We start from the raw sequence: 13,030 nt of genomic DNA on the forward strand, positions 1-13,030 counted from the left end.
TTTTTTGTGTTCTCATGCCAGTCTAGTTTTCAACGGGCTCTTCTGCTTCTTCACTGGTTCCCAGTACTTCGTCTTGTTCGGTACTCGTTTGTTCGATATCGACATCGGGAAGCGATTCTGTTTCTGTATCCAGTAATTCCGAACCTCCAGCTTTAGCCTCTGCTACTTGTTTTAAAACCTGATAATAGCGGCGAATATTATTCACATATTTAACCGGCTCATCACCTCTGGCATAACCATAACGGGTTCTTGAATACCACTTCTTCTGACGTAACAGTGGAAGGTATTCTTTAACCGATAACCATTTATCAGGATCAGCACCATCCGCTTCAGCCAGGCGACGAGCATCTTCTAAGTGGCCAAAACCAACATTATAAGCCGCCATTGCAAACCAGGTTCGGTCAGGTTCACCAATACGCTCAGGTATTTTCTTTTTCACCAGGCGTAAATAATCAGCACCGCCTAAAATACTTTGCTCTGCATCAAGACGGTTTTTTACGCCTAATTGTTTTGCAGTATTCAAGGTCAACATCATCAGCCCTCTAACACCGGTAGGGGAGCGTGCATGAGGTTCCCAATGTGACTCCTGATAGCCCATTGCCGCCAACAAGCGCCAGTCTAGATCATCACCTGCAGCTTCATAGAAATAGGGACGATACTTATCCAATTTATTATCAATGGCGCGTAAAAATTCACGGCTTCCGACATAATCAAATTTTGAGAGGTGACCATAGTATCGCTCGGTCAAGTAGCCCAAAGTGCCGTCCTCTCGAATTTTAGAGAAAAACTCAATCGCTTTAATATACAGGCTGTTATCATTTTCTTTGCGAAATGCCCAGGCTAACTGTTCGGGCTCAGATACGCTAAAAGCGACTGCTAGCTCGGGTTGAACCTGGCGAGCCAGCTGTAGTTCGTTGGAGTCAACAATAGTGTAATCAAACTGACCATCCAGTACGCCATCCAGCAGGTCTTGCGGTGTTAAATCAGAACGCTCTGTCCAACTTAACTCAGGGTAATCCTGCTGTGATTTCAACAACGCCTCGGAATGTGAGCTGTTCGCAACAACGGTCAGGTTTTTATCAACCTGGCTAAAATCACGCGGACGATCATTGCCTTGCTTGTACACCATCTTACTGGTGATTTCCTGATAAGGCGGGCCAAAACGTAAATACTCTTCACGTTGCCGAGTTATGGTTAACCCCGCAGCTGCAAAGTCAGCGCGTCCACTGGCAACTTCCCGCAGGATTTTCGCAATATCATTCTCGGTGACGATCTGCACTCGAACGCCAAGCTCGTCGGCAAATAGCTTGACCAGATCGTACTCAAATCCACTAAAACCATCTTCGCCGACATACATAGTAGTGGGTGAAATACGGGTATAGACTTTTATGTACCCCTGTTCCTGCACACGTTCGAGCTGGTTTTTGGGCTCTTTACCACAGCTTGTTAGCAACAAAAGTGAGGTTATCAGAAGCGCAAAACAAATTAAGCTTTTTCTAAGGCCTTGATTCATTTAAGAAATTATAATCTTAGCGGTTGTTTGCCAACATTATGACTGTATCCAACCAAAAAGTGCAAATTAAAGCATCCAATTTCCCGTTTAGGACTTATCAATAACAGCCAATTAGAGTAAAATTTGCGCTTTCGCAATTCCTCCAGATTTACAGTCGAGATCGGTATGCTCATATTACGCGGTAACCCTGCCTTTTCTAACTTTCAGAAGTCATTTTTACTCAAAGAAGCGTCAGCAATCAGTTCGCAAGTTGTTGATATTTATGGTGAGTATGTACATTACGTTGATACCAACAGTGAGTTGGGTGATGCCGAACTGAAAATTCTCGAAAGATTATTGGAATATGGCCCAAGTCGTCCCGCCAGCGAGCATTCTGGTCAACGGCTGATTGTCGTGCCACGTCCGGGCACCATTTCGCCCTGGTCTTCGAAAGCCACCAATATCGCGCAAAACTGTAGTCTAGATAAAATCGAACGCATTGAGCGAGCGGTTGCGGTTTATTTTAAAACCAGTGACGGGGCTGAGCTGAGTGCCGATGTGGTAGCTCAATTAAAGCCATTGATTCATGACCGCATGACTCAATCAGTATTCACTGAACACAGTCATGCGGAAGTCTTATTTGAGCAACACCAACCGAGGCCTCTTGCCCATGTGGATATTCTTGGCGGTGGTCGCGAAGCCTTAGTAACAGCCAACAGCGAAATTGGCTTGGCTTTAGCGGAAGATGAAATCGATTACTTAGTTGAAAGTTTTACTAAGCTTGGCCGTAACCCATCGGACGTTGAACTGATGATGTTTGCGCAGGCCAACTCAGAGCACTGTCGTCATAAGATCTTCAATGCCTCCTGGACCATTGATGGCATCGAAAAAGAAATGTCATTGTTTAAGATGATCAAAAATACCTATCAGGTGAATTCTGAAGGTGTGCTTTCTGCCTATAAAGATAACGCGGCGGTTTTCGAGGGCTTTACGGCTCATCGCTTTTTCGCCAACGCGGAAACTCATGAATACCAATATCATTTAGAGCCAGTACACGTTCTGTGTAAGGTCGAAACTCATAACCACCCAACCTGTATTTCACCATACCCTGGTGCTTCGACTGGCTCTGGTGGTGAAATTCGTGATGAAGGCGCGACCGGTATTGGCGGTAAACCAAAAGTTGGCTTGACTGGCTTTACGGTTTCGAACTTAAAAGTCCCAGGCTATGTTCAGCCTTGGGAAACGGATTATGGTAAACCAGAGCGCATCGTAACTGCGTTGGATATTATGCTGGAAGGCCCGATTGGCGGCGCCAGCTTCAATAACGAATTTGGGCGTCCAGCGGTAACTGGTTATTTCCGTACTTTTGAAGAAGAGTTCGACTTCGAGTATGGAAAGGAAGTACGCGGTTACCATAAGCCAATCATGATTGCTGGCGGTATGGGTAATATTCGCGAGCAGCATGTTGAGAAAAAAGAAATAAAACCGGGTTACAAAGTGATTGTGCTGGGTGGCCCTGCGATGTTGATTGGTCTGGGCGGTGGTGCTGCTTCATCCATGACCTCAGGAACCAGTCAGGAAGATTTAGATTTTGCTTCGGTTCAGCGTGATAACCCTGAAATGGAACGTCGCTGCCAGGAAGTGATTGACCGCTGTTGGGAGATGGGTGAGAAAAACCCCATTGAATTTATTCATGACGTTGGTGCTGGTGGTTTATCGAATGCGATTCCAGAGCTAGTGCATGATGGTGAGCGTGGCGGTAAGTTTGAATTACGCCGTGTACCCAATGCAGAAAAAGGCATGGCACCAGTTGAAATCTGGTGTAACGAAGCGCAGGAGCGTTATGTATTAGCGGTGTCTCCGGATAGCTTAGCCAAGTTCGAAGAAATCTGTGGTCGCGAGCGCTGCCCATTTGCGGTAGTTGGCGAAGCGACAGAAGAATTGCACCTTGAACTGGCCGACGAGCACTTTGATAACAAGCCAGTTGATTTACCAATGGATATCCTGTTTGGCAAGCCACCAAAAATGCATCGTGAAGCAGCTACATTGGCTACTCCATCAACCGCGCTTCCACAAGTTGATGATATCAACGAAGCGGTTGATCGTATTCTGGCATTACCCGCAGTAGCCGATAAAAGCTTCCTGATCACCATTGGTGATAGAACCGTTGGCGGTATGGTTTCTCGTGACCAAATGGTGGGACCTTGGCAGGTTCCGGTAGCCGATTGCGCGGTAACCACCTCGACTCATAACAGCTACACTGGCGAAGCCATGGCAATGGGTGAGCGTACTCCTGCAGCATTGCTTGATAGCGCCGCATCAGCGCGCATGGCGGTGGGTGAGGCAGTGACCAACATCGCAGCTGCTAAAATTGATGACATCAAAACAATTCGTTTGTCTGCAAACTGGATGGCCGCAGCCGGTGCACCAGGCGAAGACGTAAATTTATACAAAGCAGTCGAAGCCGTTGGTATGCAGTTATGCCCAGAGTTAGGCATCACTATCCCTGTTGGTAAAGACTCTATGTCGATGAAAACCGTATGGGAAGACAATGGCCAACAGAAAAGCGTTACTGCACCTCTATCATTAGTCATTACCGCGTTTGCGCCAGTAACCGATGTGCGCAAAAGTTTGACGCCTCAACTGCGCACAGATAAAGATTCGACAGAACTATTATTATTAGACTTGGGTCGTGGCAAAAATCGCCTTGGTGCAACAGCCTTCACTCAAGTGTATAAATTGCTCGGTACCGAGCCAGCCAACGTTGATTCAAGCGATGATCTGCGTAATTTCTTCAACGCCGTTCAGGCACTGAATCACAATGACTTGGTTCATGCTTATCACGACCGCTCTGACGGTGGCTTATTAACAACTTTGGTGGAAATGGGTTTTGCCGGAAACTGTGGCGTTAGCGTAGATTTGTCAGAGCTTAACGGTACAGCAGAAGAAAATCTGTTCAACGAAGAACTGGGTGCAGTGTTACAGGTTCCAGCTGATAAACGTGAGCAAGTTGAAGGCATTCTTTCACAACACAAGATCAGCGAGTTCGCGCACTTCATCGGCGAACCAGCAGAAACTAAAACCTTCAGCGTCACCAAAGATGGTAATGACATCCTTTCCCGTGACATGAAAGACTTGCGTGCCATCTGGTCAGAATTGACCTTCCGCATGCAAGCCATGCGCGATAACCCAGAGTGCGCGCAACAGGAATTTGATACCAAACTGGATTTAAACAATCCGGGAATCAAGCCACATGCCACCTATACCGTGGATGAAAATATTGCCAAGCCATTGATCGCAACTGGCGCGCGTCCACGCGTAGCCGTCTTAAGAGAGCAGGGCGTTAACAGCCAGCTCGAAATGGCCGCCGCACTAACCAAAGCAGGCTTTGAATGTATTGACGTTCACATGAGCGACATTCTTTCAGGACGCGTCAGCTTACAAGATTTCACCGGCGCAGTTGCCTGTGGTGGTTTCTCCTACGGTGACGTACTTGGTGCAGGTGAAGGTTGGGCAAAATCGATTCTCTTTAACTCACGAGCGCGTGATGAATTTGAAGCCTTCTTCAACCGCCAGGATACTTTCAGCTTAGGTATCTGCAACGGTTGCCAGATGATGTCGAACCTCAAAGAACTAATCCCAGGTGCCGACCACTGGCCACACTTCGTGCGCAACCAATCAGCGCAATTCGAAGCACGTTTTGCCATGGTAGAAGTTGCAAAATCACCATCACTATTCATGACCGGCATGGAAGGCTCACGCCTACCAATCGCTGTGTCGCATGGTGAAGGACGTGCAGAATTCAAATCCGAAGACTTAGCAAACCAAGTTAACGAATCAGGATTAGTCACAGCGCGCTACATCAACAACTATGGCGACATCGCAGATACCTATCCAGCCAATCCAAATGGCTCACCATTCGGCATAACCGGCCTCACCACAACCGACGGTCGCGTAACCATCATGATGCCGCACCCAGAGCGCGTAGCGCGAACCGTGCAGAATTCATGGAGACCGGATGAGTGGAGAGAGGATGGGGCTTGGCAGCGGATGTTCTACAACGCCCGTAAGCACATTGGCTAAATTTTAAATAGTCTTTTTCTTCCAATACTGCGTTATAAGACTTATTTGAGGTGCTCACGGACGGCTAGTCCGCTCCGCCGCCTCAAAAAGTCTTATGCCTTGTCCTGAAAGAAAAATCCTGCTTTAAAAAAGTGCTACTTTTTGAAAGTTAATTTGTATTAAAGCCTTGTTAGGCGACATTGTTAAAGTCCACACCCATGAAACAACCACCTATTTCGTACTTACCATGGAAGCCATGAGGACCTTTCCAGTATTTACGCAATAGTTTGACTAACCTTTTTGCGAAAGCGCCTATTAACCACAAGTAGCGCGACCAAAGCTTTGTAGTCATTTTCGAGGGGGCGACAGTTTTATCTTTGTTCAGACCACATGGATAACGTGCCCAGGATTCATTACCTTCATTAAATTCACGTAGTATTTTTAAACTTTTCTCTTTGTAGGGCAAAAACTTAGAGTGTTCAGCCAAAGCCGTAAGATCGTGAGTTCTTAACTTTTTTGATAGGTTACCATTTGATATCCAACCTGGATTTTCATAGATTAGAAAAGCTTTTAGGACATTTTCCAGTGCGAAAGATGCCAGTAAAAATGCCGACCGGCTTGTGTTATCCCAACTTTCAGTTTTTCCGGTGCGGTTATCTCTTCTCGTAAGGCTACCGTTCCCAAATGAATTCATTAATTTTTCAGCTTGTGAATGTAGGTCATCCGCAACTAAAAACCAGCTGTGCGGATTTGCATGATATACAAATTCCAAGTTATTCATTGATACATAGAACCGTTTCGTGGTTTAACATCCAGCTCCCCAGCGTAGTAAATTAGCGCGACTTTGTGTAGTACGCACAAAGCGTGACTGTTTACGGAGTCTGGTGCAGCTGCTGGTTATGTTCTTTTTAAACATTTAAGTAACGCTCTGACTCAATAACTTGTTCATATATCCAATGATCATCTAAAGCTCCTCTTGAATGAGGAAATACACCAAGGTAGTAAGTTTTTCCATTGGTTGTTCTTGTTACCATCCAATGCCCAGTCATTCTTCCAGGTTTAGATGCACCCTTGCTTTTCACTTCATTCTCAACTTTTTTTATGTTAACAGCCAAAGAGGTATCATCTATGTGATAGACAATTCTTTTTTGAGTTTGTAGTTTAGCCATCATCTCTAAATATGCATTTGGTAGCATTGGAACATGGCTATGCTCATAATTTTTTAGTATTCCATTATTGTTAAATGCAATCCTGTGCTTTGACAGCTCAGTGGATGGCGCAAAATTCTTGTCCCCTTCGAGCATTTTTATTACGTCAAACACAACTCCAGTGTTTAATTGACACTCACGTTTCATAGTCGCGTAGCTGAGAAAAGTTAATTGAGAAAGTAAAAAAGGAGATATTCTGTTAGTATAATTTGAGTTACTAATTTGGCAATTAAACTTCTTCGCCTCATTTATCCATTTTCCTTTACTCTCAATCCCTCTATAGATATTAAACTTCTTTCCACGTGGTAGTTTATTGCCAATTTTGTGTCGATACAGATATTCAACAACCCAAGTCCTATCATTAACTTTTGGAACGATTCTATCTAAAGTTGATTCCACAGATTGTGCTATATCTTGCTTGCTTAACTTACTCAAACTTATCTCTTTAGAGAACATAACATTTTATTATACGAATTGATTCCTATGACTTTATTATCATTGGACTTTTTATACAAGTGTCAATCTTATAGATATTTCAGGGATTAGCGCATGGAATTGTTCTTTAAGTTGTTGCAAAAGTGGATGAGTGGGCTAATAAGGAGTGTAGAGTTGTCAGATAATGATATTTGATTCCAAGCTTGCTCCAATTTCCCCCTTAGATTGAGCTGAGCAGTTGTTTGTAGGGGTGCGTCTAGACTCACCGAATTAGTATATCCTAATACTGGATCAGTAACTTTGCTGTATTATTTCTCCAACCATTCAACTGACTTAATAAACCATGTTGTTGGAATAAAACGAACTCTAAACTTTTTGCGCATTTTCTTATTTTCTTGAAGGTAAATAAGGGCAAAATGATTTTTATGCATCTCTACCTTTTTGAACTCTACATTTTGCTCTTCACACCAACTATGTCCGACAAGGTTGATAGCTCGATGTGTTAATTTAAAGTCTATTAAGGAATATATGACAATGGGTAGAACCAGTGCGCCGATGCCGACTAGTATGTTAATAATTAATCTGATTTCATTATTAAATTCAAAAGATGTTACTAGCTTTATTACTAGAAACATCAAGCCGTATAAGCCTGCAATGATAAGTGGAGCCATTTCTATCCCTTAAATAATGGTTTAATAATTATATATAGCTACGGAATATTGTAAGTTACGAAATATTATATCCCCGCCAACAAACCCGCCACCAATGCTGTCAGTAATACCATTAATATGACTTGAACGATTGCTATCAGCACCGCTTTTAAAAAGCTAGTGCCGAGTACCAGCATGTAGGCAAGGGCGGCTACGGGGACGGTGATGAGCCAGTCGTAGGTGTCGTCTAACCTGGGGAAGTAGTAATCTACGCCATATTGAAAGAGTGCTGATACGATTAAGGCGAACAGGCAGGCGAAGAAGCCTGTGTTTTTTGCGCCGATAAATTTGGCAGCAAATTTTAGTGGTAGGACTAATAATAGTACGACGATAAGTAAGCTAATTAAGGTTTCCATGGTGGTTGGTTCCTTGTTGTCATTTTATTCAAGTTGATTTGTGACTTATTTTGGGAAGTTTATTTCGGCAACACCTTCGAATTTCGGTTTTGCAAAGTAGTATCCCTGGAAAAGTTCAACGCCAAAATCTCTGAGGATGGCCCATTCTTCGTGGGATTCGATGCCTTCAGCGATGACTTCTGAACCCAGGTCTTTGCAGACTGTTAAAATTCCTTTGACGATGGCTTGTTTATTTTTGTTGCTGTCGATATTTCTAATTAACCCCATATCTAGTTTAACAATATCAGTTTGAATTTCGCTGATTAGAGTTAAACCTGCATAACCTGCGCCAAAGTCGTCGATTGCTGTTAGAAATCCTCTGGATTTATAGTAGTCCACAATTTCTTTTAGATGTTCAAGATCGTCAACTTTTTCGCCTTCCGTTATCTCAAAAATAATCCTATCAATGGGGAAGTTATATTTTTCTGCTGCGGCTAAGGTTGTCCGTAAGCACAACTCCGGTTGATAAATTGCATTGGGCATGAAGTTGATGCTTAACTTCTGTTCAAAGTTGAGGTTTGAGGCAAGCTCTATGGCTTTTGTTCGACAGGTTTGATCAAAAGGGTAAAGGTTGTCTGAGTTAACTTTTTTGAATACTTCATAAGCTGACTCTGCATTGGTGCCTCTGACAAGTGCTTCATGCGCGAATACTGTTTGGCTGGCTGTGTTGATGATGGGTTGAAAAGCCATTGAGATGTCAAAACTTAATGCCTCTTTGTCTTTGCAGCGAGAGCATCCAAAGTTGTTGTCCTGGCTTCTAGTCATAGTGCATTCCTTATGCTTTCTTGCCTGTGTTCAGTTCAGCTTGAGAGCTGCTTTATGGGTCATGAGGTTTTCCATCCTACTGACAAGATTATTTATTGTAAACTTTATAATGACTTAGCCCTGTGGCATAGTATTGGCTGCTCAATTCTTACTGAATCTATTATATGCGTGACCCGAAACTGGATCGTGACGCTTTGGCGTTTGTGGAAGGCGAGTTAGCGGAATGTTTGACTCGCTTAAACCGTGGCATTGAAAAAGAAAGTTTGCGTGTTACGGAGGATGGTTACCTTTCAACGAAACCTCATCCGAAGGCTTGGGGTTCTGCCCTGACCAATGAGTTTATTACGACGGATTATTCTGAAGCTCTTCCTGAGCTGATTACGCCGGTTTCGAGTGACCGCTTGAAGCCGCGGCAGTGGTTGCATGATATTCACCAATTTATTTACCAGCACATGGATGATGAGATCCTGTGGATTGGAAGCATGCCTTGTATTTTGACTAAGGAAGACGATGTTCCGTTGGCGAATTACGGTACTTCTAACGTCGGCATGATGAAGCATATCTATCGTCGCGGTCTGGGCTATCGCTATGGCCGCTATATGCAGGTGATTGCCGGGGTTCATTACAACTTTTCCCTTCCTGAGGATTTCTGGCCTAAATACCAGCAGTTCAAACAAGATAGCGGCAATTTAAAAGATTTTATCTCTAATCAATACCTGGGTCTGATTCGTAATTATCTGCGTTATTGCTGGTTATTGCCGTATTTGTATGGTGCTTCGCCAGCAATTTGCCGTTCATTTACAAAAGGCAAAGGTGGTTCGTTGCTGGAAGACCATGGTGACGGCAGTTTATACGGCAAATATTCGACTTCGCTGCGTATGAGTGACCTTGGGTATCAAAATAATGCACAGTCGAAATTCTCTATTCGTCACAATGACTTAGATGAGTATGTTAATGAACTTGAGCGTGCCATTCGAACCAAGGATGAGTTCTATGAGGAGCTGGGGGTTAAAGTGGATGGTGAATACCGTCAGCTGAATTCTAACCTCTTGCAAATCGAGAACGAATATTACGCCAAAATCCGTCCGAAACGGGTGATTAATTCAGGCGAAAGGCCGACTCAGGCATTGAAGAGGGGCGGAGTCCAATACGTGGAAGTTCGCTCACTTGACTTGAATCCTTTCGACCCAGTTGGTATAAGTCAGTCACAAATTGACTTTTTAGACGTCTTTTTGCTCTTTTGCCTGTTACAGGAGAGCTGCAATCAATCGGATCGTGAGAATGCTGAAAACGACGAAAACTTCCGTCGTACGGTCTATTACGGTCGAAAACCTGACTTGGGCCTGTTGAGATTTAACCGAGCAATCCCATTACAGGAGGCAGCATTAGCCATTTTTGAGGAAATGCGGCCAGTTGCAGTGTTACTCGATAAGAGCAACCAGACCAGGGCTTATACACAAGCACTTGGTGAGGCTATTGAAATGGCCAAAGAACCGGAGAAGACGTTGTCAGGTCAGTTTCTCAATAATATGTTGGCGTATGAGAAGGGTTATTTTGGTTACACCATGGACCTTTCCAAGAAAACGCGTCAGCAATTTCTATCTGAGCACATCAGCCCTGAGGTTGAGGCTCTGTTCGAGCGTGAAGCGGCTCAGTCTATTGAGAAGCAGAAGCAGATTGAGGAGAGCGACTCCTTATCTTTTGAAGAATATCTCAAGCAATATTTCGCCTAGGGCAACAGGCTCTGGACAAATTAATTTAACCTAGTGAGGTGTTATGAACTATACCAAGTTCGATTTTTTGGGGATGACCGTAGGGCCGGTTGAGATCGCGTTTCTGATCTATCTGGTGTTTATGATTGGTATCGGTATCTGGGCTTACATGCGCACTAATGATTCCAGCGATTATATGCTGGGTGGTCGCGGCCTTGGTGGTGCGGTAACAGCATTAAGTGCTGGCGCATCGGATATGAGCGGCTGGATCTTGATGGGTTTGCCAGGTGCCATTTATTTTTCAGGTTTATCTGATTCGTGGTTGGCGCTGTTCTTGATTATTGGTGCCTATCTGAACTGGAAATTTATTGCCGGAAGACTGCGTGCCTATACAGAAATTGCCGACAATGCTTTAACATTGCCGGACTATTTCGCAGGCCGTTTCCATGATGCAGGCAAAGCCTTACGTATCGTGGCTGTGCTAGTCATGATAATCTTTTTCGGTTATTACATCGGTTCTGGTCTTGTCGCGGGCAGTAAGCTGTTCGAGTCAAGCTTTGGCTATGATTACAACACCGCGCTACTAATCAGCTCAATTGTTATCATTTCTTATACCTTCCTCGGTGGCTTCCTGGCGGTTTCCTGGACTGACTTTTTCCAGGGGTTAATCATTATGACCGCTCTAATCGTAGCGCCAATCGTATTATTGGTTGAGTACAACGGTCTTAGCGGTATTGTTGATGCTACGCGTGAGATCAAGCCTGAAGCTGTGAGCTTTACCCAAGGCTTCTTTGATAATAACGACTCTTTTAAATGGATTGCCTTTTTATCACTAGCTGCCTGGGGTTTAGGTTATTTCGGTCAGCCTCATATTCTGGCACGTTTCATGGCGATCAAGAGTGTAAACACAGTACCTCAGGCTCGTCGCATTGGTATGAGCTGGATGATTGTCTGTGTGCTGGGTGCAGTATTTATTGGTTTCGCTGGTATTGCCTACTTCGGTGGAGACTTTAATGCCAAAGCCTATGTGTTGTTAAGTGCGGAAGATGTTGCAGTATTAAGCACAAAGCCTGGGAGCGAGAAAGTATTCCTGTTATTGACGCAAGCACTATTTAATCCATGGTTAGCGGGCTTCTTGTTAGCGGCAATTCTGGCAGCGGTTATGAGTACCATCGACTCGCAATTGTTAGCAGTTTCAAGCTCAGTTACCGAAGACGTTTATAAACCATACATGCGTCCAAACGCTTCTGAAAAAGAACTTGTTTGGGTCAATCGCTTTGTGGTTATCTTGGTTGCTGGAATTGGTATTGCAGTTGCTATGGGAGAATCAAGAAATGTCCTTAATTTAGTAGGTCAAGCTTGGGCAGGTTTTGGAGCCGCTTTTGGTCCGGTTATCATTTTATCACTGTTGTGGCAGCGTATGACTCGCCATGGTGCATTAGCCGGTATCGTAACCGGTGCAGTGACTGTTCTGGTTTGGGACTGGTTGGGTAGTAATACTGAAATTGCCTTGTTCGATTTATATGAAATGTTGCCAGGTTTTGTTTTCGCGACTCTGGCGATCATTATTGTGAGCAAGTTGACTCAGGTTGCTGAAACAACATACAACCAGTTTGACTGGTATCGTAATGAATTTAAGAAGTATAAAAGTTAATGAGTAGTTTGATGATACGAGAAGCGGTGCGTGCAGACGCACCGCAAATTCTTGGCTTTATCAAAGAGCTTGCGGAATATGAAAAGCTTTCCCATGAAGTGGTGGCAACGGTAGCAGATATTGAACAGACCGTGTTTGCTGATGATGCCAGGGCTCACTGTCTGATTGCCGACTACGAGGGGAAGCCAGCAGGCTTCGCCTTGTATTTTTTCAACTACTCAACCTTTTTAGGTAAGTACGGTATTTATCTGGAAGATCTTTATGTTAAGACAGAGTTCCGTAGCAAAAAAATTGGCTATAGCCTGTTGCAAAAGCTAGCCAAGATCGCTGTGGAGAAAGATTGCGCTCGTGTTGACTGGTCGGTATTAGACTGGAATCAACCCGCAATTGACTTCTACAACAGCATTGGTGCAAAACCAATGGATGAATGGACCGTGTTTCGTTTGACTGGCGATGCATTGGGTGATTTTGCAAAATAATATATAAGTCATTTCCTGTTAAAGCCTCCTAGTGAGGCTTTTTTTATGCCCATTCTTTATTGCCTGAACCTACCCCAATTGCTACTCTATCGGCACTTTATTGTTTCTATCAGTCATT

At 44.1% G+C, this 13,030-nt stretch carries 10 protein-coding genes; 4 read left to right on the plus strand and 6 right to left on the minus strand.

Going from position 1 to position 13,030, the window contains the following annotated elements; all coding sequences use genetic code 11:
• Positions 1-22: 22 nt before the first annotated feature.
• Positions 23-1,513: a membrane-bound lytic murein transglycosylase MltF gene (gene mltF / locus KKOR_RS04055; RefSeq protein ID WP_012800743.1), complete on the minus strand. Its 1,491-nt coding sequence runs from the start codon at positions 1,511-1,513 to the stop codon at positions 23-25.
• Between the two features lie 165 nt (positions 1,514-1,678).
• Between mltF and purL the strand changes: the two genes are divergently transcribed.
• Complete coding sequence (gene purL / locus KKOR_RS04060) at positions 1,679-5,575, plus strand: phosphoribosylformylglycinamidine synthase (protein ID WP_012800744.1); 3,897 nt, start codon at positions 1,679-1,681, stop codon at positions 5,573-5,575.
• A gap of 169 nt (positions 5,576-5,744) precedes the next feature.
• Here the strand turns inward: purL and KKOR_RS04065 are convergent, their stop codons facing one another.
• The 5 genes from KKOR_RS04065 to KKOR_RS04085 form a co-directional block, all read right to left on the minus strand.
• Positions 5,745-6,335, minus strand: a complete 591-nt coding sequence (locus KKOR_RS04065) for a hypothetical protein (RefSeq protein ID WP_012800745.1) — start codon at positions 6,333-6,335, stop codon at positions 5,745-5,747.
• Between the two features lie 127 nt (positions 6,336-6,462).
• On the minus strand, positions 6,463-7,197 hold the full coding sequence (locus tag KKOR_RS04070) for a hypothetical protein (protein WP_143715035.1): 735 nt from the start codon (positions 7,195-7,197) through the stop codon (positions 6,463-6,465).
• 308 nt (positions 7,198-7,505) lie between these two features.
• Complete coding sequence (locus tag KKOR_RS04075) at positions 7,506-7,868, minus strand: hypothetical protein (protein ID WP_012800747.1); 363 nt, start codon at positions 7,866-7,868, stop codon at positions 7,506-7,508.
• A gap of 65 nt (positions 7,869-7,933) precedes the next feature.
• A complete protein-coding gene (locus KKOR_RS04080) occupies positions 7,934-8,263 on the minus strand; it encodes a hypothetical protein (RefSeq protein ID WP_012800748.1) in 330 nt (109 codons plus the stop codon).
• A 45-nt stretch (positions 8,264-8,308) separates the two neighbouring features.
• Entirely contained in the window at positions 8,309-9,067 is a 759-nt protein-coding gene (locus tag KKOR_RS04085; RefSeq protein WP_012800749.1) for an EAL domain-containing protein, read from the minus strand.
• Positions 9,068-9,231: 164 nt separating this feature from the next.
• On the opposite strand from KKOR_RS04085, the gene gshA reads away from it, so the two are divergent.
• The 3 genes from gshA to KKOR_RS04100 are packed head-to-tail and all read left to right on the plus strand — an operon-like array spanning position 9,232 to position 12,912.
• On the plus strand, positions 9,232-10,800 hold the full coding sequence (gene gshA, locus KKOR_RS04090) for a glutamate--cysteine ligase (protein WP_012800750.1): 1,569 nt from the start codon (positions 9,232-9,234) through the stop codon (positions 10,798-10,800).
• 43 nt (positions 10,801-10,843) lie between these two features.
• Positions 10,844-12,433, plus strand: coding sequence for a sodium/proline symporter PutP (gene putP, locus KKOR_RS04095; RefSeq protein ID WP_012800751.1), 1,590 nt, complete (start codon positions 10,844-10,846; stop codon positions 12,431-12,433).
• Positions 12,433-12,912 (plus strand): GNAT family N-acetyltransferase, encoded by a 480-nt coding sequence (locus tag KKOR_RS04100; RefSeq protein WP_041296005.1) that lies wholly within the window; start codon positions 12,433-12,435, stop codon positions 12,910-12,912. Before putP ends, KKOR_RS04100 begins: the two co-directional genes overlap by 1 nt.
• Positions 12,913-13,030: the final 118 nt, after the last annotated feature.

The organism is Kangiella koreensis DSM 16069, from assembly GCF_000024085.1.
Lineage (GTDB): Bacteria > Pseudomonadota > Gammaproteobacteria > Enterobacterales > Kangiellaceae > Kangiella > Kangiella koreensis.